The sequence below is a fragment of the Acinetobacter sp. NEB 394 genome, assembly GCF_013374795.1.
Lineage (GTDB): Bacteria > Pseudomonadota > Gammaproteobacteria > Pseudomonadales > Moraxellaceae > Acinetobacter > Acinetobacter johnsonii.
On record NZ_CP055277.1, the window covers coordinates 2,648,790 to 2,668,222 of the forward strand.

At 40.1% G+C, this 19,433-nt stretch carries 20 protein-coding genes, 1 tRNA gene and 1 pseudogene; 12 read left to right on the forward strand and 10 right to left on the reverse strand.

Annotated elements, in window-relative coordinates; translation table 11 throughout:
* Positions 1 to 42: 42 nt before the first annotated feature.
* Both HUK62_RS12790 and mobC read right to left on the reverse strand, forming a co-directional pair.
* Positions 43 to 318, reverse strand: a complete 276-nt coding sequence (locus tag HUK62_RS12790) for a hypothetical protein (protein WP_176538044.1) — start codon at positions 316 to 318, stop codon at positions 43 to 45.
* The gene (mobC, locus tag HUK62_RS12795) at positions 315 to 851 is read right to left on the reverse strand and encodes a plasmid mobilization relaxosome protein MobC (protein WP_176538045.1); all 537 of its coding nucleotides are present in this window, start codon (positions 849 to 851) and stop codon (positions 315 to 317) included. Before mobC ends, HUK62_RS12790 begins: the two co-directional genes overlap by 4 nt.
* Positions 852 to 1,813: 962 nt before the next feature.
* On the opposite strand from mobC, the gene HUK62_RS12800 reads away from it, so the two are divergent.
* Entirely contained in the window at positions 1,814 to 1,987 is a 174-nt protein-coding gene (locus tag HUK62_RS12800; RefSeq protein WP_176538046.1) for a helix-turn-helix domain-containing protein, read from the forward strand.
* Here HUK62_RS12800 and HUK62_RS12805 read toward each other — a convergent pair.
* Positions 1,980 to 3,215: an integrase arm-type DNA-binding domain-containing protein gene (locus HUK62_RS12805; RefSeq protein WP_176538047.1), complete on the reverse strand. Its 1,236-nt coding sequence runs from the start codon at positions 3,213 to 3,215 to the stop codon at positions 1,980 to 1,982. The two genes, HUK62_RS12800 and HUK62_RS12805, sit on opposite strands and share 8 nt — an antisense overlap.
* A gap of 165 nt (positions 3,216 to 3,380) precedes the next feature.
* A tRNA-Arg gene (locus tag HUK62_RS12810) sits at positions 3,381 to 3,456 on the reverse strand.
* Positions 3,457 to 3,634: 178 nt separating this feature from the next.
* Here HUK62_RS12810 and HUK62_RS12815 point away from each other — a divergent pair.
* The 6 genes from HUK62_RS12815 (at position 3,635) to HUK62_RS12840 (ending at position 9,196) form a co-directional block, all read left to right on the forward strand.
* Positions 3,635 to 4,570, forward strand: a complete 936-nt coding sequence (locus tag HUK62_RS12815) for an ABC transporter ATP-binding protein (RefSeq protein ID WP_125274252.1) — start codon at positions 3,635 to 3,637, stop codon at positions 4,568 to 4,570.
* Positions 4,567 to 5,340: an ABC transporter permease gene (locus tag HUK62_RS12820; RefSeq protein WP_004982514.1), complete on the forward strand. Its 774-nt coding sequence runs from the start codon at positions 4,567 to 4,569 to the stop codon at positions 5,338 to 5,340. The genes HUK62_RS12815 and HUK62_RS12820 overlap by 4 nt, the downstream gene beginning before the upstream one ends.
* Positions 5,340 to 6,152, forward strand: coding sequence for an NADPH-dependent 7-cyano-7-deazaguanine reductase QueF (gene queF / locus HUK62_RS12825; protein ID WP_176538048.1), 813 nt, complete (start codon positions 5,340 to 5,342; stop codon positions 6,150 to 6,152). The genes HUK62_RS12820 and queF overlap by 1 nt, the downstream gene beginning before the upstream one ends.
* 27 nt (positions 6,153 to 6,179) lie before the next feature.
* The gene (locus HUK62_RS12830) at positions 6,180 to 6,830 is read left to right on the forward strand and encodes a hypothetical protein (protein WP_004695843.1); all 651 of its coding nucleotides are present in this window, start codon (positions 6,180 to 6,182) and stop codon (positions 6,828 to 6,830) included.
* Between the two features lie 468 nt (positions 6,831 to 7,298).
* Positions 7,299 to 8,300 carry a lytic murein transglycosylase B gene (gene mltB, locus HUK62_RS12835; RefSeq protein WP_176538049.1) on the forward strand — a complete coding sequence of 334 codons (1,002 nt, stop codon included), beginning with the start codon at positions 7,299 to 7,301 and terminating at the stop codon, positions 8,298 to 8,300.
* A 287-nt stretch (positions 8,301 to 8,587) separates the two neighbouring features.
* A complete protein-coding gene (locus HUK62_RS12840) occupies positions 8,588 to 9,196 on the forward strand; it encodes a septal ring lytic transglycosylase RlpA family protein (RefSeq protein ID WP_218015299.1) in 609 nt (202 codons plus the stop codon).
* A gap of 635 nt (positions 9,197 to 9,831) precedes the next feature.
* Here the strand turns inward: HUK62_RS12840 and HUK62_RS12845 are convergent.
* The 6 genes from HUK62_RS12845 to rpsB form a co-directional block, all read right to left on the reverse strand.
* On the reverse strand, positions 9,832 to 10,149 hold the full coding sequence (locus HUK62_RS12845) for an AzlD domain-containing protein (RefSeq protein WP_176538050.1): 318 nt from the start codon (positions 10,147 to 10,149) through the stop codon (positions 9,832 to 9,834).
* Between the two features lie 3 nt (positions 10,150 to 10,152).
* Positions 10,153 to 10,785: an AzlC family ABC transporter permease gene (locus HUK62_RS12850; protein WP_228723767.1), complete on the reverse strand. Its 633-nt coding sequence runs from the start codon at positions 10,783 to 10,785 to the stop codon at positions 10,153 to 10,155.
* A 137-nt stretch (positions 10,786 to 10,922) separates the two neighbouring features.
* Positions 10,923 to 11,756 carry an AraC family transcriptional regulator gene (locus HUK62_RS12855; protein WP_176538051.1) on the reverse strand — a complete coding sequence of 278 codons (834 nt, stop codon included), beginning with the start codon at positions 11,754 to 11,756 and terminating at the stop codon, positions 10,923 to 10,925.
* Between the two features lie 67 nt (positions 11,757 to 11,823).
* Positions 11,824 to 12,318: a DUF3465 domain-containing protein gene (locus HUK62_RS12860; RefSeq protein WP_176538052.1), complete on the reverse strand. Its 495-nt coding sequence runs from the start codon at positions 12,316 to 12,318 to the stop codon at positions 11,824 to 11,826.
* An 82-nt stretch (positions 12,319 to 12,400) separates the two neighbouring features.
* Positions 12,401 to 13,276 (reverse strand): translation elongation factor Ts, encoded by an 876-nt coding sequence (tsf, locus tag HUK62_RS12865; RefSeq protein ID WP_004695824.1) that lies wholly within the window; start codon positions 13,274 to 13,276, stop codon positions 12,401 to 12,403.
* A gap of 141 nt (positions 13,277 to 13,417) precedes the next feature.
* Positions 13,418 to 14,167, reverse strand: a complete 750-nt coding sequence (rpsB, locus tag HUK62_RS12870; RefSeq protein ID WP_004982536.1) for a 30S ribosomal protein S2 — start codon at positions 14,165 to 14,167, stop codon at positions 13,418 to 13,420.
* Positions 14,168 to 14,374: 207 nt separating this feature from the next.
* On the opposite strand from rpsB, the gene map reads away from it, so the two are divergent.
* From map to HUK62_RS12890, 5 genes and pseudogenes are all read left to right on the forward strand, one after another.
* Entirely contained in the window at positions 14,375 to 15,202 is an 828-nt protein-coding gene (gene map / locus HUK62_RS12875) for a type I methionyl aminopeptidase (protein WP_004695821.1), read from the forward strand.
* A gap of 328 nt (positions 15,203 to 15,530) precedes the next feature.
* Complete coding sequence (locus tag HUK62_RS12880) at positions 15,531 to 16,601, forward strand: OmpW family protein (RefSeq protein ID WP_176538053.1); 1,071 nt, start codon at positions 15,531 to 15,533, stop codon at positions 16,599 to 16,601.
* Positions 16,602 to 16,752: 151 nt separating this feature from the next.
* Positions 16,753 to 17,961: pseudogene (locus HUK62_RS12885) on the forward strand (MFS transporter).
* Entirely contained in the window at positions 17,954 to 18,088 is a 135-nt protein-coding gene (locus HUK62_RS19225) for a hypothetical protein (protein WP_004982541.1), read from the forward strand. The pseudogene HUK62_RS12885 and the gene HUK62_RS19225 overlap by 8 nt, the downstream one beginning before the upstream one ends.
* 169 nt (positions 18,089 to 18,257) lie before the next feature.
* Positions 18,258 to 19,214 carry a TauD/TfdA family dioxygenase gene (locus HUK62_RS12890; RefSeq protein WP_176538054.1) on the forward strand — a complete coding sequence of 319 codons (957 nt, stop codon included), beginning with the start codon at positions 18,258 to 18,260 and terminating at the stop codon, positions 19,212 to 19,214.
* Positions 19,215 to 19,433 lie beyond the last annotated feature (219 nt).

The following is a 19,433-nucleotide window of genomic DNA, read 5'->3' on the forward strand; positions in this document are numbered from 1 at the left end:
TAGTCTCTCAGAATATTGACTCTCCGACAAACCCGGTACGGTTCAGTCAAGCCCTGCCCCAATGTGCTGTTGAAATTCAGAAACAACTTCACTGATATGCTCATCCGTCACGAGATCCTTTGGTGACCAGGCAATAACAACAGATGTATAGCAATATTTAAATGAAACACTCTCTGCAAGCGCAGAAAATGTGAATGGATCGCCTGCTAAAATCTCTACATCAGCTCGCCTATCACCGTTATGATCTAGCTCACCAATCAAATATGAAACTGCCAGCTTCGGATCACCAGTACCCACTGGTAAAAATTTGATAATCATGATGTAAGCTCAACTTTTTGCATTGAGCTTTCTACTTTTGAACTCTTATAAGCTGCACGTTTTACTGAAATCGTATATTGAGGGATTTCAGGTAAATATTTATGAATCTGTTGTTGTATATCTACTAGTACATCAAGACAGTCTATAAAAGAAAACTGTTGCATGACATCCATTTGATATCCGCAAATAATATTGAGCGAACGTGCAATCTGATTCACGTTATGCCCAATTCCTCCTAATTTTTTTAATAGCTGAGGATCAACCTCTGGAGCTGGACGACCAGTAATATTAAATTTTTCCCGCTTCCTCCGTCGAATTGGCAAATCGACATGAATATTGCTGACATCCGTTTCAACAAAAGTCTCATTTTCACTGCACAACCAACCTCGACGATCTAATTCACTCTTAATTAAATAGTGCGTGAAATCGGTAAATGTAAATTTGTTCTTTTCAAGATAGCTATCTAACCGTTTTGCCTGCTCATCAGTTAAACGAAACCTTTTTGTAATATCGCGTTTTGATTTTTTCATCATCCACCTCATATGAATTGAAGTTTTTTTGGGGTCTTAGGGGGTCGCCCCTAACAAGCCCTGTTGCGTACCAAATAATGAATTCGCAGAATTCGTTGTTTGTAGCTACAGGTAGGCTTGCTTGACTCCTTCTAAATTTTAGAGGGACTCTCCCTCACACTTTTGATGATAATCAAATGCGAAAAAACAGATCTTCAACCGTCCTGTTTCATTGAATTTTTATTAAAAAAGCTTTGAGCTGACTCAGAAAATCGAAGAATAAAAATAGATAAGATTGATACGAATCGAGCTGGATAAAGGCATTAATTGTTTTTAAGTCTAAAAATATGATGACATATAAGAAAATTTCCATTGATTCACCTTTTATTCGTCAAAAGCATTAAAAAGTGATATTAAGAATAAAATAGCGCTTAAAAAGAGATCTTCAAACCCAATAGAAAATAAATAAGATATTGATTTTATAGTTTTTTATTTATGTCATGTAACATCGTATTTTCTGCCGTGTAACGCACAAAATTTTGCTGTGTAACGCAATTAAAAAAATCAAGAAAATGGATGAAACGGACAATTTTTTGCTGTGTAACGTACAGTTTTGAACTAAGTCACACTATTTTAAAATTAAAAATTTATTTTTCATTTTAATAGAAAAATAATCTTAATATTTGCCCTAGCAGAAGATAAATATCAAGAAATCTTACTCAGCAATCAATCCATACAGCTTAAATAGCCCAAAGCACTTTTTTTAGATAAATTTAAAAAAAATTAAATAAAATCAATATAAGTTATTGATTTTAAACATTATACAACTTTCTTGATGTAAAAAAAATTTTCCGTTTTTTTGAGTTAATTTAAATGAGTTAATCCGCTGTATGCTGAGAGCACATTTGAGCAGACAGTGATTTTTATTGAAATGATGTAGAAGCATCACCGGAAAACGTAATTTTAAGTTTAAGAGAAATTCCATAATGGTTTTAACAATTGCACAAACTCAAAAATTGCTCAAAATCGGACGCTCAACTGTATATCGCATGTTTGAACGTGGTGAACTTGAACGAGTTGAATTCGGCAGATCCGTCCGCGTAAAGCTACCAAAGAATTTGGCAGAAGCCTACAAAGAACAAATCTATGCCCTCAATTGAGGGCTTTTTCTTTTAATGTATCCAAATAATCCGACCACGCCTGCATCATCACTTTACGTTCATCTAAATACTTGGTCCTATTATATGCACGTCCATGCATATCACGCACTTGATGCCCAAGCTGCTGCTCAATACGCTCAATCGGAAATCTTAAAACTTCATCCAACAAAGTGCGAGCCGTAGCACGAAAACCATGCCCCGTGGTTTCACCATTTTCCCAACCTAAATTTTTCAAAGCTTTATTCATGGTACTTTCAGACAAAACAGGCGAATCACCCTGATATGTCGCAAAACAATATTCATTATTGCCAGTAATCATATTCAATTCTTTAAAAAGTTTTAAAATCTGTTGTGAAAGCGGAACAATCAACTGTGTCCCCATTTTTGTTTCTGTTTTTGCCGGTGTAAAGGACCATGTGGCATTATCTAAGTCCACATCCGACCATTTTGCAAAACGCAAATCACTAGGGCGCACAAAGATATGCGGCAAAATCCGCAATGCATAACACGTGATGATTGAACCGCGTTTCATGTATTTATCAACAGCAACCAATAGCTGTCCAAGCAATGATGGATCTGTCACTGCGGGATGATGAATTTTATGGTGTGGCTGTAATAAACCCTGAATATCTAAGGCAACATTCCGATCACATAGACCGAGCACTAAACCATAACGGAACACTTGCCCTGCCTTTGAACGCATTCGACGTGCCGTTTCAGTCTTGCCCTGCTGCTCATAGATTTGACAAACATCTAACAAATTACGTGCAGTAATTTCATGAATCGGTTTATGACCAATCGCATCAAACAAATAGCGATAGATAAACTGATTACGATGCATTGTGGATTCAGCCAGTTTTTCAGTCTTCATGAATTCACGTGCGACCGCTTCAAACGTATTATTTTGTGCGAATCGGGCTTGCTCTTCTAATTCCCGCTTTCGAGCTGCAGGATCAACACCATGCATTAAAAGTTCACGATACTCTTCGCGCAGCTTTCGTGCATCCGCAAGCGTCAATTCAGGATAGATACCTAAACCGATCGTCGTGCGTTTTTTTGAAATAGGTTTGAAATAATCAAAGCGCCAATAAATGCCGCCCTTTTTATCAATCAAGAGAAAAAGGCCACTACCATCCGACAGGCGCACCGCTTTATCTGGTGACTTTTTATGCTTAGAAATTTCAGATTTAATCTTTGTGTCAGTAAGACTTACAACAGTTCTAGCCATGTTTAGAAGTACATTTTTAAGTATCACCACGGTGTACTACTAAAAGTACTGCTAAAAATGCGGTATATAGCGTTACATAGTGGTATAAGGTGAAACAAACTAAACAACAATATACAGTATTTATAATAGTTTGTGGTTGTTTTGATGCATGGTAAAATATAGATTTGGTGCGCTCAGCGGGACTCGAACCCACGCCACAGGCTTCGGAGACCTGTACTCTATCCAGTTGAGCTATGAGCGCGCGAGCACATCATATCAAAAAAAATCACAAGGTAAAGCATCTATATAGCTTAGAGTGATTTTCCTGCTTATGCTTTATACAATGTTCCATATCTGCAACACAGAATTGCGAGTAGATTACTTGGTTTATTAGGCATAATCGCTCACAATAGTACCATTATTAATCATTCGAGAATTTCATGACTGATGCATTGACGTTAAGAGATTTGTCCAAAACCTATAAAAATGGGTTTCAGGCTTTAAAAGGCATCGATTTAACTGTTCCTGAAGGTGAGTTTTATGCCCTTCTTGGACCCAATGGTGCAGGCAAATCTACAACGATTGGTATTATCAGCTCATTGACCAAGAAAACCTCAGGCACTGTCGAAATCTTTGGACATAATCTCGATACACACCCCTCTCAAGCGAAACAGTGCTTAGGGGTTGTACCTCAAGAGTTTAACTTCGGTCAGTTTGAAAAAACCTTCGATATCTTAGTCACACAAGCGGGCTATTATGGTATTCCTAAAAAAATTGCGGAAGTTCGTGCCGAAGAATATTTAGAAAAACTCGGCTTATGGGAAAAACGCGGTGTTCAAGCCCGTATGCTTTCAGGCGGTATGAAACGCCGCCTGATGATTGCCCGTGCCATGATGCATGAACCGAAACTCCTTATTTTAGATGAACCCACAGCAGGAGTTGATATTGAGCTACGTCGTTCGATGTGGGACTTCCTCACAGAAATGAACAATAAAGGCACATCGATCATTTTAACCACACACTATTTAGAAGAAGCGGAAATGCTGTGTCGTCGAATTGCCATTATTGACCGTGGTGTCATTAAAGAAGACACCAGCATGAAAAATTTCCTCAATCAACTGAATGAAGAAACCTTTATTTTTGATTTGGCCACACCGATAGAACCGATTCATATCGACATCATTGGGGTTCGTTTCCATTTAGTCGATACAGTGACTTTAGAAGTGACCATGGATAGAGCGCATACTCTCAATGACTTATTTCAATTGCTCGAATCGCAAGGAATCCAAGTCCGCAGTATGCGCAATAAATCCAACCGTTTAGAAGAACTGTTTGTGAAGATGGTCGAAAAAAATCTCGAAGGAACTACGCCATGAACTTAAATCAACTTAGCGTAGCTTTATATACTCTGGTGCATAAAGAAATTCGCCGCTTTATGCGCATCTGGCCGCAAACCTTACTTCCACCTGCCATTACCATGAGCTTGTACTTTGTGATATTTGGCAATTTGGTCGGTTCTCGTATTGGTGAGATGGGCGGTTTTAGCTATATGCAGTTCATCGTACCTGGACTAATTATGATGGCGGTGATTACCAACAGTTATGCTAACGTTTCTTCGAGCTTTTTTAGTGCCAAATTTCAAAAAAGTATTGAAGAGCTAATCATGAGTCCTGTACCTTTGCATGCCATTTTATGGGGCTTTGTCTTAGGTGGTGTCTGTCGCGGGGTCTTGGTCGGTATTATTGTGACAGCTATGAGTTTATTTTTTACTGACCTTTATATTACCAATTGGTTTGTTACCATTTACACCGTCTTAGTCACCTCGTTCTTATTTTCACTGGGTGGTTTTATCAATGCGGTGTATGCGAAATCTTTTGATGATATCTCCATCATCCCAACATTTGTGCTGACGCCTTTAACTTATTTAGGTGGCGTATTTTATGCCATTTCAGCACTCAGCCCTTTTTGGCAAAATTTATCGTTGATCAATCCGATTGTATATATGGTCAATGCTTTTCGTTTCGGTATCTTAGGTCATAGCGATGTTAACGTCGTCGTCTCCCTATCTGTTATGACCATATGCTGTGCAGTGCTTTATGGCATTGCTTACTATTTACTTTCTCGTGGTTCAGGAATGCGTGAATAATGAGTGTAGAACATTCTCTTTTGGGTAAAGACACCAATTACCCTACAACTTATCAACCCGATATTCTTTTTCCTATAGCCCGTGCCACAGCACGTGAGCACTATGCGCATGTTGAAGGTATTCAACAAGGTAAAGACTGGTGGCATGTTTTTGAAATTTCTTGGTTAAATCACCTTGGTGTTCCGCAAGTTGCCATTGGTCGCATCAGCCTACCGGCCACCTCGCCCAACCTCATTGAGTCAAAGTCATTAAAACTTTACTTTAATAGCATGAACTTTACTCAGTTTGAGTCTAAAGCTACGTTTAAAGAAACAGTCGAACAGGATTTATCGGCAGCGGCTGGCGCAGATGTGAATATTGATCTTTTTCATGTCGATGATGTGGAAATTAGTCAACCTGAAGGTATCTGTATTGATGAACTGACTCCGACCCAATTGGAAAATCATCCCAATGCAAATCTATTGGCATTAGATGATGCTGCGGAAGATGTTGAAGTACAGATTTACTCGCATTTACTCAGAAGTAACTGTCCAGTCACTGGACAACCTGATTGGGGCACGGTATTTATCCGATATAAAGGTAAAAAGCCTTGTTATAACAGTATACTGGCTTATATTATCTCTTATCGTCAGCACAACGGTTTCCACGAACAATGTGTGGAACAAATATTTGCCGATATTTGGCAAAATTTGAAACCTGAAAAGCTGATGGTGTACGCAGCTTATACACGTCGTGGTGGTTTAGACATTAACCCTTGTCGTGTGTCAGATGTGTCATGGATGCCCCGCCCAATTCGATTGGCGCGACAATAAAATAAAGAACATTGAGGTTAATACACGATGCCATTTTTTGGTTTTATTCCATCGACTGAACTTTTACAGACTATTCAAACTGCTCAGCAGAAGAAAGACTCAAGTGAGCCTTTATATCCACTTCGAGATAAAACAGCACTCCTCATCAATGATGAAATTATTGATGCCATTTTGACTGAGTTAGTTCGCCGTTTTCCACCGAGTGATAAACGTGACACAGCCGAGAAACTGGCTGGCTATATTAAGTCAACAGTTGCGGTTTTGTTGAAGCAGCTTTTAGGCAAATCATCGAATGATGTGGTTCAAGCATCGATTCAGTTTTCTGAAAAAAGTTTGTTTAAAGATGCTGAAGGTCAGTTCCGTGTGGGTGAAGCGTTAGATGCAAGCTTAGTGACCAGCCTCAAATATAACTATGCTGAAATTAAAGCAGGCAATGAAGTAGATAAAGCCGCGTTAACCGAACTGTATAAACAGTTTGCTGAAGCGACGGTACGCCACTTCATGAATGACTTTAATAAAACCCTCGATTTGGGCATGATTAAGCGTAAAGCGGCCGATATCGGTTCTGCAGCTGTCATTAAAGCAGTGCATATTGCTGCCAATAAAATCATCCCCAATTTAACCAAAGATGAACTTTTAGCTTTAGCTGAATATCACGACACCTTATTTCATGCTTAAGTACTAAAAGTTTTCGAGACTTTTCAGATCAAAATGACTCTATTTATGTAGGGTCATTTTGGTTTCTAAGCTGTGATTTCTTGCTCTTTATATAAAGCTATATAAAGTCCATATATAAGCTGAGACCAGATCTTTTTGTCATTGTCACTAGACCCTAAACACTACAATTTTAATTGCCTCTATATAAGGAAGACTTTTTATATCAGTCAATAAAACTTGACTTATATAGTCACGTAAATACTCTGCCTAAAAAACTGTACCATTTTGATTGATCTGTCCTTTATATAGGCTGAGTTTGTCTTTTTTTGTATACCTATTTGCCCGCTTCAGTACAGACAATGTTATCTTAAAGCCTATTCACGCTAGACTCCGTTCACAAGAATTTCGACATAACAGAAACGCGAACTATGGGCTTTACCCTATTCGCTTTGCTCCACTGCCAATAACGACTCTGGAAATTAGACTTCTATGTTAAATTTAAACTTTTATAACAAAGTTAAACGTTTACCTTTATTGATTGGCGCTTTGTCGATCACCAGTTTTTGCCAAGCCAACGATTTCGCTTCTCATCCTGACTATTTCAGCTTTAAACAAAAAACCATGCAAAATTATGGTCTGTCTGCTGAACAAGTCGATTGGGCGATGAATGGTTCTAAAAATGTACCCAACATCATCAACATTATGAACCGTCCTGGTGAAAGTAAACCATGGTACGAATATAAAACCAACTTTATGGCAGAAAGCACCATTCAACGAGGTGTCCGTTTTAAAGCCCAATATGCAGATACTTTAAACCGTGCCGAACAACAATTTGGTGTACCGCAATCAGTCATTCTCGGCATTTTAGGGGTAGAAACAGGTTTTGGGACGAACAAAGGTAATTTTGTCACCCGTGATGCCTTAGCAACTTTAGGTTTTGGTTACGAACGTCGTAAGCAATATTTCCAAGATGAACTCAGCGCCTTAATCGCATGGAGTTATAAAGATGGCGTGCCAACCAACTCAGTTGTAGGTTCGTATGCAGGTGCGGTGGGCTACCCACAATTTATGCCAAGCAATATTCCAAAGTTTGGTGTGGATTATGACGGCAATGGTCATGTCGATTTACGCAATTCAGCTGTCGATGCCATCGGCTCGATTGCCAACTATTTAGCAAATCATGGCTGGCAACGTAATCAGCCAATTGGATTCGCAGCACGTTATAGTGGCTCGAATCCTGAAGCGGTCATTGCCAAAGATTTAACTTTACCGACGCCTTATGGTGTTTTAAAAAATCAGGGCATTCAACCGACCAATCCGATTGTCAAAATCGATGATTTAGATATGGTGAATGTGATCCAACTACAGGAAAATTATGGGCAAAGTTATTACATCACTTACCCTAACTTTCAAGTGATTACGACCTATAACAAGAGCCGTATGTATGCGACTGCAGTGTGGCAATTAGGGGCTGAAATTGCTAGCCGATAGGGCTAGCTTTTTACTCAAGCTTGAGATGTCAATAAAAAAATATTTAAAAATGATGTAAATTTCGGCATTTTTCATACCTTGTTACAATATTGGTTATTTTTTAATCAAAAAATGTTCGGTTTATGTAGTTTTTATCATTATTTTAATTAAACACTAGACATGCTTATGACTGCATGAATATTATCCATTTCGTCAAATGTTGTTGCAAAAGTGAATTAACAGGCAAGTTTTTTTATCTTTCAACCACTTAGTTTAAAGAAAAAAGTATTGTCTTTTGGAGTTTATAAATGCAGTCTTCACTTAAATATATACTGGCCATTGCCTCGACCATCGCGCTGAGCCAATCGCAAGCAGAGATGGTTCAGTCATCATTTACCAATGATAACGATAACTCTCGCCTAGCTGCGCGTGTCTTGAATAAAGATGCTCAAGGCTTCAACTCACACTTCTCAAATTTAAATAGCCTTTCAATCACTGAACGTTCAGGCGATAAAATTCGTCGCGAAACAATCGCTGCAAAAATTGAGATCCCTGAAGAAGAGCCTTCAGTGATTGAAAAGTTAAATACTGTTGCATCAAATACAGTACGTAAGTTTAGTCAAACGGGCATGGCGTCTTGGTATGGTCGTCAGTTCCACGGTCGTAAAACAGCAAGCGGTGAAACATTCGATATGAATGCATTAACTGCAGCTCACCGTAGCTTGCCCCTAAACTGCTTTATTCGTGTAACGAATAAAGCTAATGGTAAAAGTGTTGTGGTTAAAGTAAATGACCGCGGCCCATTCCACGGTAACCGTGTACTCGATCTTTCTTATGGTGCTGCTAAGCAACTGGGTATTACCAATGCAGGTACTGCAAAAGTCAGCATTGAACGTATTGATGGACCAAACTCTTAAGATTCTTTCCTACAGCACGCATTTGACAGCAAAGCCACAGTAATGTGGCTTTTTTAATGGAGCCCATATTTACGTAACACTCAATAGATCGACCTCCAGCATTTGATTCCTTCCAGATGCTTAGTTTGAATAAGATGAAAAAATCACATCGATCTGATTTTTTGAAGTGAGTGCGCTCACATTTTTACAGCGGTGGAAGACTAGCAAAATTAAATATTTTCTCAGCTCATTCTTATCTGATCAAAGCCAATTTTTCTGCCTACCCTGAACTGTAGTTTTATGCATTGGTCAAATTAGAATGATTTTATGAATTACCTAGTAAATTAAGCGCCATTTTTGCGATATTAGATTCACTATTGCCCTGCTTGTTTTTGTATAATTAGGGCAGTTTTATGAACCAAAACTCAAAAGAAAACCTTGTTATTTCTTCAAAGTTCTCAAACCCCGCCTCATTTGCTCTATTTTCAACTTTTTTAGTTCCCCAATCAAAGCTACGCCAATTTGATAGACATAGAAAAAATCGCAAATGGTGAGCATTTAGGGCAACACAAATTTAAAAGCAATGAAAAAGATCGGGCTCTCGCACTTTTTCATGCTTTTTTCGGTATTTTATAGGCCTATTTGCTGATGAAATGCTAGAAATCGAATAACAGATTCAGACCGTAAAAAAATCCTAAACTCAGCAAAATACTGAGCAATAATTTTCTCGTCAAAAGAGTGGTTAACAGCGTAAAAATTGCACCATAAAAATAGCTATTTTCAAATATCCCTTTCCAGTGTCCACCTTCAAAAAAAACCAGTGGCAAACAAATCGAAACCATAAGGCAAGGCGCCGCATATTTCAGCATTCGTGTCGCAAATTTAGGCAGCCGAATTTGAGTTTTAGGCTCTAAAAATAAATACCGATTAAAAAAAGTCACACAGGTCAAACTCAAAACAAATAACCAGGTCATGTTTTAGTCCTCCGCTTGATCAAAAAACGCAGCAACCCACATGCCACTAAACCCAGCCAGCAAAATAGCTGATCCAAGCTCGAACCAACTCAAAATCAGCACCATGATCGATGAACTCACCACGCCATAAATTGCGGCCTTATTTTGAATCAGCATCACCGCCATAACCAAGAACACCACCACAATTGAAAATTCTAAGTGGAGAGTTGAAAGATCAGGTACTTTATTTGCTAGCAAAATACCCATTAGACTAAACAACACCCAACTGACATAAAAGCTGAATCCTGCACCCAACATATAGGCATAAGACGGCTTTTCCTTCAGCATCGCGGTGGCGTAGAGTTCATCGGTTAGCAAAAAACCGATGCTCAGTCTTCTTTTGAGCGACCACGGCTTCACTTCCTCTCTTAGACTCAGTGCATAAATAAAGTGCTGGCTGGTTAGGAAAAACACGGTGATCAGAATACTCAGTAAAGATGCACCCGTCATGAGCATACTCAAACTGACCAATTGTGCCGCACCTGCAAACACTAACGCTGACATGCCTACAGCTTGCATGACACTCAGGCCCGCATTAATCGCTGCTGAGCCTGCCAATATTCCCCATGGAATAACGGCGACTGAAAGCGGCAACATATCCTGTACGCCACGGAAAAAGCTTAAACTTTTTTGTTGGATCAATTACGACTGCACAGCAGACTCCATTTTTCAATTCGCTAGAGTCAATATGCGGCATACCTTAGATGGCTTTCTTGTATGAAATTGATGTTATTTTAAATTTTATGTGCCAGATATTGCGCAGGCGTACAGCCCAAAGACTTTTTAAAATGACGAGTGTAATGGCTTTGATCGGAGAAACCACAGAGTTGTGCGACTGTCGCAATCTCGCAGCCTTGTTTAAGTAAATATAATGATTTACGTAATCGAAACTGTACCAACCATGCATGAGGTGGAAGTCCAGTAAACTTTTTAAATTGACGTAATAAATGCCATGGGCTCATCCCGACGACAGCGGCGAGCTCGGCCAGTTGATGCTCTCTTTCAGGTTCCGCAGCAAGTAGTTCTTGTACCAAGACCACTTTACGCTGCGCTTCAGGCAAGTCTTTTAATATTTTTTTAGATTGATTATAACGACTTAATAAATAAGCCAAAGTTGAAATATATAAACTCTGCTTAAACAGTGTATTTTTCGGCTGTAACAACAAATCGAACAGCAAATTCAATTGTTCGGCTAGTCCTTCATCATGAACCACAGCTTGCGGAAACCACGGCATAGTGCCGGCTTCATGAAAAAAATCTTGACTCACCTCTTGGATCATTTCAGGGGTCGGATAAATTGCCCGATAACACCAACCAGTTTCAACAGCAGAAGAACCCGTATGTACCTCATCAGCATTGACCAAAATAATATCGCCTTGCGGCGCAATATGCTGATTTCCTGTGCGCAAAAAGGATTGTGCATCTTCATCAATTAAACCAATACAATAGCCTTCATGGGTATGTTTTGAAAACTGCGTATGCTGATAGGAGGCTTTTAACATTTCAAGACCATCAAGTTCCTGAACATGATGGTAATTTACAAATTCACTGGGTCTGATTTCGTGCATGAGTTGGCCTCTCCTGAACACTCAGCATACTGCGATTCAGCAAAACGTATAGAACAAAATTGCTCTACTACTGATAGGTTTTTCCTTGGTGTTTTAACCAACCACCTTCATGGCGCTGTTGTGGATCGTGATGTGTCCAGTGGATCACCCCGCCTTTTTCACTATATTCGTATTCACCATTGAAGCCAACGGTATCCCCTTTTTGTAAGCGTTCAATACGGGGTGCTAAATCAATATTATGTGCAACCAAAACCGTCATTGTATTAGGGAGTTCTACAATAAATTTTTGATGACGAGAACCGTCATTATCATCCTTAAGCACTGCCACAACACGCCCTTGTGATTGAACTTGAATATTACTTTTCCGGCTTTGAAACGCTTGGGCAATTTTTGCTGTGCCATCAAGCACTTGATTTTGCGGTTGGCTGGTCTGTGTAGAGGGCTCTACCGCGACTGATGGTGTCGATGTTTGTAATTGATTTTCTTGAAGATCGATTCCGAAATATGCAGCAATCAAAAGTACGATCACCGCACCAATACTCAGGTTGGTTTTGTTGGCCACTTATCTACTTCTCCGTTTTATTTTTATTAATTGTATAAAAAAAGCCCCAAAGGGGCTTTTTTTACTCAAAATAATTTTTCAATTATTTTGCAGCAGCTTGAGCAGCAGCAACTTCTTCAGCGAAAGAAAGTTCAGCTTTTTTCTCAATACCTTCACCCACTTCAAAGCGAGCAAATTGAACAACTGTAGTACCAGTTGCTTTAAGAACGTCAGCAACTTTCTTGTCGTTGTCGATTACGTACATTTGACGATCAAGAGCAACTTCGTTCAAGTATTTCTCAACTGAACCAGTGACCATTTTCTCAACGATGTTTGCAGGCTTACCAGATTCGATTGCTTTAGCTTCAGCAATTTCTTTCTCTTTAGCGATAAGTTCAGCAGATACACCTTCAGCAGAGATAGCAACTGGGTTGAATGCAGCAACGTGCATTGCAATACCTTTACCAGTCGCAGCATCGCCTGTGTAAGATACAACAACACCGATTTTTAAACCGTGTTTGTAAACTGCAAGGTTTTCGCCTTCAATGATTTGAGCACGACGAACTTGGATGTTTTCACCGATTTTTTGAACAAGAGCAATACGCGCTTCTTCTACAGTTGCACCATCTTCAAGTTTCAATTCAGCAATTTTAGCAGCATCAGTTTCGCCAGCAGCTAACGCAGCAGCAGCAACTTGAGCAGAGAAACCAGCAAAGTTTTCGTCTTTAGCAACGAAGTCAGTTTGGCAGTTTACTTCTAAAAGAAGCGCTTTGTTACCGTCTTGAGCGATAGTGATTGCGCCATCAGCTGCAATGTTACCCGCTTTTTTAGCCGCTTTAGCTTGACCAGATTTACGAAGGTTATCAATCGCTAATTCGATGTCACCATTCGCTTCTGTTAATGCTTTTTTACATTCCATCATTGCAAGACCAGTACGATCGCGCAATTCTTTAACCATGCTTGCTGTAACTGCAGTCATGTCAATCTCCTAAATACGGTAGAAAATGAATTCTTTTTAGAACAGAAACGGCCCAGAGCTGTCTCTTGGGCCGTCTGCATACATGACGCTTACTTTGCCACCATCACATGTCGCAAAAATGACAAGCTTACGTCAAACGCATTAAGCCTCAGGAGCTTCTTTAGCTTCTTCAACTTTAGCTTGTGCATTTGCTTGTGATTGAGCATATTCTTTACCAGCAAGAATCGCATCAGCCATAGCAGAAGCATACAAAGTAACTGCACGGATCGCATCGTCATTACCCGGAATAACGTAGTCTACGTTGTCTGGGTTAGAGTTTGTATCAACGATACCGATTACAGGAATACCAAGGTTTTTAGCTTCTTTAATTGCAATTGCTTCGTGATCAACGTCGATTACGAATAATGCGTCAGGTAAACCACCCATGTTCTTAACGCCGCCTAAAGCGCGTTCAAGTTTTTCCATCTCACGAGTACGCTCTAAAGCTTCACGTTTAGTAAGCTTAGCGAAAGTACCATCTTGAGATTGAGTTTGAAGGTCTTTAAGACGGTTGATAGATTGGCGAAGTGTTTTCCAGTTCGTCAACATACCACCTAACCAACGGTGATCAACATATGGTTGACCAGCACGTTGTGCTTGTTCACGGATGATGTTAGAAGCAGCACGTTTCGTACCAACAAACAATACTTTATTCTTTTTGCTAGCAAGGTTGTTAACAAAGTTCAAAGCATCATTTAACGCAGGAACAGTGTGCTCAAGGTTGATGATGTGAATTTTGTTACGCGCACCAAAGATGTATTGACGCATCTTTGGGTTCCAGAAACGTGTTTGGTGACCGAAGTGTGCGCCTGCTTGAAGAAGGTCGCGCATGCTTACGTTGTAATCTGCCATTTTCTTTACCTTAAAGTTTGGGTTAGGCCTCCATATATCCGCATCCTCCACCCTAACGGGCACCCAGAGAAATGTGTCGATATATGTGCGGATTTTATTGCCCCATCGCACAAAGCCCGTGAAATTTATTCACGAAAAAGCATTTGATAAAATGGGCGGCTATTTATACCATAGTCACACACAAATTTCCAAAAGTTTTTAGAGATCATGAACAGTACTTACGAAGCACCCCGTCGACTCATCAAAAGCGCTGAAGACATCGAAAAGATGCGTGTGGCTGGACGACTGGCGGCTGAAGTCTTGGATATGATCAAGCCACATATTAAACCAGGTGTGACTACACTTGAGTTAGATACGATTTGTCACGATTATATTGTCAATAAACAAGACGCGATTCCAGCATGTTTAGGTTACGGTGCAGCACCAGGTCGCCCTGCTTTCCAACATGTGATTTGTACTTCTGTAAACCATGTGGTCTGTCACGGCATTCCTTCAGATGCAAAAGTGTTGAAAAAAGGCGATATTTTAAATATTGATGTGACGGTCATTAAAGATGGTTTCCACGGCGATACCAACATGATGTACATCGTGGGTGGCGAGACGTCTATTCTCGCGAATCGTTTATGTAAAGTGGCACAAGAAGCAATGTACCGTGGAATAGCAACAGTGAAGCCGGGTTCAACCATTGGCGACATTGGTCATGCCATTCAACAATATGTCGAATCGGAACGTTTTGGTGTCGTGCGTGAATATTGTGGTCACGGTATTGGAACTGTGTTCCATGACGAACCCCAAGTCTTACACTATGGTCAGCCAAACTCAGGCATGATTTTAGAAGAAGGCATGACCTTTACCATTGAGCCAATGGTCAATGGTGGTGACTGGAAAACTAAATTACTGGGCGATAAATGGACGGTAGTGACCAAAGACCATAGCTTGTCTGCACAGTATGAACATACATTATTAGTCACTAAAAACGGGGTTGAAGTTTTAACTGCACGCCCTGAAGAAGATTTATCACGTTTTCAGTCTTAATTGCTGTCATTGGCATGAAATATGATGCCATCTGTCAAAAAGACCACCTTCTGGTGGTCTTTTTTATGGCTGAGCAAATATTGGATTTGAAATTTATTCTTTATTTTACAAACATTTATAATCAAAAAATACTCAACAGTAGCGCTCTATTATATTCATTCATCTGTAACAAAGATTGCAAGCAAGTAACACGATCACACAAAACAGGTTTTGACATTCACAAATGTCAAAAACACATGTCCTTCAAAAACAACAGCTTTATCGTAGCAGCAACCTTAATAATACGCTCTATAAAAACGAATAGCTAATTTGGACATGGAGTCCCAGAATGAAAAAAACATTGCTTTGTGTAGCAACGTCTATTGCTGCCTTGCCTATGCTCACACATGCAGATTCACCTTATTTTAGTCTACAAGATGGTGATGGATTTAAACGCTTTTCTGTATCGGTCGGTGCTTTACACGTCATGCCACAAGGTAAAGCTCAACCCTTCCGAGTTAACACATCGGTTAAAGAAGGCGAAACTGCAAAAGTTGGAGATATCAAAGCACAAACGGTGCTCGACAATATCAAGCCAGGAAGTAGCGTCAATCCTCTCTTAAAGGCTACTCTTGATGGGCTTGCTTTAATTAATGCTGATATCCCCTCAGCATTAAGTGGGACTGCTGAAATCCGTGGACTCAGTCAATGGGATAATCCAGGTACGGGTTTAGAAGCCGATGATGTCACCACATTGGGCATCATGACTAATTACTTTTTTACCGACAATATTTCTTTTGAAATGAAAGCAGGGATTCCACCAAAAGTCGATTTACAAGGTAAAGGAAAAATTTATGCGCCTTTTTCAGCAACTGCAACACCTATGGGCGGAGCTTTAGGAAATTTAGAACTTGAAAATGATATTTTCATTACCGATTTGGAAGCACACGGCCCTGCGGCATCTGCACGTGCATGGACACCTGCTTTCGAGTTCCAATATCACTTTGGTAAAACAGGGGTAAATAAATTCCGCCCCTATGTCGGTGTTGGAATGATGTATGCCTACTTTAATGAGTTGGAAATTAACCCACAAACTGAAAAAGACTTGATTGCGGCAGGTCATATGATTGCCAATATTAAAGAAGGAAATGCTGGTGCTGCACTTGAAGGGAAAAAGAGTTCCGCCAATCCCAAAGTTAAGCTAGAAGCAACTGATGCCTTCGCGCCTATTGCAACCGTGGGTTTCACCTATGACTTTAATGATAAATGGTTTGCTGTCGGCTCCGTGTCCTATGCTCATCTTAAAAATGAAACGACGATCACCGTCAAAGATGCTACGCACGGTGAACTGATCAAATCCACAGCTGATATTGAAATTAACCCCATTCTGGCTTATGCAGGTGTCGGCTACCGATTCTAAGCTTTAAAAACTACCAAAAAGACGACACCAAGTCGTCTTTTTCCATGAATATTCATTGTTTTTATTGATCAAATTGTCAATTTTTTATCATCGCTTTCAGCAAATAATTCACTTAATATAGCGAACTCTAAGCTCATTTTTTGGTTGAAATATGTCAGAAACTCGTTTTTCCAAACCGCTGATTTATATGCTCATTGGAAGTGCAATAATTCTGGCATTATCACTGGGTGTCCGACATGGCTTTGGACTCTACCTTGTGCCTATGAGTGATGAGTTTGGCTGAGGACATAATGTTTTTAGTCTAGCGATTGCGATGCAAAACCTAATTTGGGGCGCTGCGCAGCCCTTTACAGGTGCATTAGCAGATAAATATGGCTCTAAAATTGTGGTTGCCGTCGGTGGTGTGTTGTATACCATCGGTTTACTGCTCATGGCAGTCAGCTCTACGGGTTGGTTACTCAACTTAAGTGTCGGTCTTATTTTGGGCCTAGCATTATCTGCGACCTCTTTTTCTGTATTGTTATCCGCGGTGGGTCGTGCTGCACCGCCTGAAAAACGTAGTCTTGCTATGGGTATTGCCAGTGCAGCGGGTTCTTTTGGGCAGTTCATTATGCTGCCATCCACCTTACTGCTGTTACAAAACTTTGGCTGGTCTGCGGCGTTGGTCGTTAGTGCGCTTTTAATTGCGATGATTGCTCCACTGGCCTGGATGCTCAAAGCTCCTGCCTTTGTTGTACCGAATGCGTCAACCAATCAAGTTCAGCTCAGTTTTAAAGATATTTTAGTCATTGCGAAAAACCATAAACCATTTTGGTTCCTATCACTTGGTTTTTTGGTCTGTGGCTTCCAAGTAGTCTTTATAGGTATCCATTTACCTGGCTATTTGATTGACCATGGTTTTAATGCAACCACAGGAACTGTTTTCTTAGCGCTGGTCGGTTTATTTAATATCGTTGGCACCTACACTGCTGGTTGGCTAGGTGGGAAATATTCTAAACCAAAGTTACTGATGGGCTTATATGGGCTCAGAGGCATTGCAATTATTGTCTTTTTAATGCTCCCGCTCAGCACATTCACCATCTATAGCTTTGGTGTGGTGATGGGTTTATTATGGTTATCTACAGTACCTTTGACCAACGGTATTGTAGCCAATATGTTTGGTATTAAGTACCTCAGCATGCTGAGCGGGATCGTGTTCTTTACCCATCAAGTTGGTTCATTTTTCGGTGGATGGCTAGGTGGTGTGAACCATGACGTGACAGGCAATTATGACTTGATTTGGCTGTTCTCTATTATTCTGAGTGTTTTTGGCGTACTGGTACATTTCTTTGTCGATGAAAAGGCGGTTGTCCATGACTAATTCATTTTTATGGCTCAAATGCGGTATCGGCATTAGCATTATTGCTTTGTTTGCTCTGGCGATTAGCCTTTGGCTGAATACGCCTGACCTGTTTGAGTATTTTAATCAGGCATTTTGCGCTCATTAAATCTGCATATTTTGAGCTATATATTTCATTATAAAAGAAAAGCAATATAATCATTAGCTTAGTATTTTTTTTAAATTTTTTCATAAGTTTAGAACTTCTTTTAATTTTAAGATTACACATATTTTGATTACATTTTCTCTAGACCCTATATCTAGAGAAAATAATCAAAATGACCGCATTAACCCAACTTTCACAAGCGATTTATGATGCCCCGCGTTGGCATCAACCTGAACAATTTCAAAATCCAGAAGAAATACAAATTATCCCACTGGCGGAAGAAGCCTTAGGTGCTGTGGTTTTTGGTTTAGATGCCCGTAAAGCCCAAGCAGGAGAAACCATTTATCGCTTAAAACAAGCTTTGGCTGAACATCTAATTTTAATTTTTAAAAACCAAACTTTGGATGATCTGCAATATTTAGCATTTGCCAGCTATTTTGGTTCTATTTTCCGTCCAAGTGCAGACAATCCTGTGCTGGCTAGTCAGTCTGACACTGGTGTTCCACCCGATGTGGTTCCTGTTTCCAATGCGGTCGGTCAAGGCGACTATACTGGTCATGGCGAACTCACCCCACATGCCGATCACCAGTGGATACCGCTTCCCTCTTTTGGCTCTCTGCTCTATGCCCTTGAGCTTCCTCAAGACGGCGGACAAACCTCTTGGTTCAATACCATCAAAGCCTATGATGCACTTCCCGATGACGTCAAAAAGCAGATCGACCAGCTACAGCTGATTACTTATAACCCATTCGTCCGTGCGCAAATTAATACAGGCAATACGGGTTATGGAGACAGCCCTTATTATCGCTTTAAAGATCAACCCATTTTAGGTCATGCCTATCCTCATCCCTTAGTCCGCACACATCCAGAATCTGGGCGTAAAGCGCTTTGGCTCAATACTCGTTCGGAAGTTGAATTGCTCAATGTCGATGATACGGCAGGCAGTGAACTGATTGCTGCACTTCGTGCGCACATCCTGAAACCTGAGTTCCGCTATGAACATCATTGGGAAACTGGAGATATTGTCTTTTGGGACAATCAGGCGACACTACATTCACGTCGTCCCTTTCCTGTCGATCAACGTCGCTTACTAAAGCGTATTAGTCTTGCAGGTGGGCGTCCGTACTAGGCGATAAATAAAATGAATGATTTATTGGTATGACACCAAAATGTCACGATTGTTTTAGATAATCTGTTAAAAAACCAATAAAAAAGCCCATCAAACAATGTACGACTGATCAGTAAAGGCATTTCAATAGAATGCATTTACTGTTGGGCTATTCTCAACGGAGTCTTACTGTTCAAATCGAATTTTTGGAGTTCTTTCTGTTCTTTTGTTTAGCCAAAA

Coding starts and splice junctions, on each gene's coding strand:
- HUK62_RS12790 (WP_176538044.1), bottom strand. CDS start 318: ATGATTATCAAATTTTTACCAGTGGGTACTGGTGATCCGAAGCTGGCA.
- mobC (WP_176538045.1), bottom strand. CDS start 851: ATGATGAAAAAATCAAAACGCGATATTACAAAAAGGTTTCGTTTAACT.
- HUK62_RS12800 (WP_176538046.1), top strand. CDS start 1,814: ATGGTTTTAACAATTGCACAAACTCAAAAATTGCTCAAAATCGGACGC.
- HUK62_RS12805 (WP_176538047.1), bottom strand. CDS start 3,215: ATGGCTAGAACTGTTGTAAGTCTTACTGACACAAAGATTAAATCTGAA.
- HUK62_RS12815 (WP_125274252.1), top strand. CDS start 3,635: ATGACTGATGCATTGACGTTAAGAGATTTGTCCAAAACCTATAAAAAT.
- HUK62_RS12820 (WP_004982514.1), top strand. CDS start 4,567: ATGAACTTAAATCAACTTAGCGTAGCTTTATATACTCTGGTGCATAAA.
- queF (WP_176538048.1), top strand. CDS start 5,340: ATGAGTGTAGAACATTCTCTTTTGGGTAAAGACACCAATTACCCTACA.
- HUK62_RS12830 (WP_004695843.1), top strand. CDS start 6,180: ATGCCATTTTTTGGTTTTATTCCATCGACTGAACTTTTACAGACTATT.
- mltB (WP_176538049.1), top strand. CDS start 7,299: ATGTTAAATTTAAACTTTTATAACAAAGTTAAACGTTTACCTTTATTG.
- HUK62_RS12840 (WP_218015299.1), top strand. CDS start 8,588: ATGCAGTCTTCACTTAAATATATACTGGCCATTGCCTCGACCATCGCG.
- HUK62_RS12845 (WP_176538050.1), bottom strand. CDS start 10,149: ATGACCTGGTTATTTGTTTTGAGTTTGACCTGTGTGACTTTTTTTAAT.
- HUK62_RS12850 (WP_228723767.1), bottom strand. CDS start 10,785: ATGTTGCCGCTTTCAGTCGCCGTTATTCCATGGGGAATATTGGCAGGC.
- HUK62_RS12855 (WP_176538051.1), bottom strand. CDS start 11,756: ATGCACGAAATCAGACCCAGTGAATTTGTAAATTACCATCATGTTCAG.
- tsf (WP_004695824.1), bottom strand. CDS start 13,276: ATGACTGCAGTTACAGCAAGCATGGTTAAAGAATTGCGCGATCGTACT.
- rpsB (WP_004982536.1), bottom strand. CDS start 14,167: ATGGCAGATTACAACGTAAGCATGCGCGACCTTCTTCAAGCAGGCGCA.
- map (WP_004695821.1), top strand. CDS start 14,375: ATGAACAGTACTTACGAAGCACCCCGTCGACTCATCAAAAGCGCTGAA.
- HUK62_RS12880 (WP_176538053.1), top strand. CDS start 15,531: ATGAAAAAAACATTGCTTTGTGTAGCAACGTCTATTGCTGCCTTGCCT.
- HUK62_RS19225 (WP_004982541.1), top strand. CDS start 17,954: ATGACTAATTCATTTTTATGGCTCAAATGCGGTATCGGCATTAGCATT.
- HUK62_RS12890 (WP_176538054.1), top strand. CDS start 18,258: ATGACCGCATTAACCCAACTTTCACAAGCGATTTATGATGCCCCGCGT.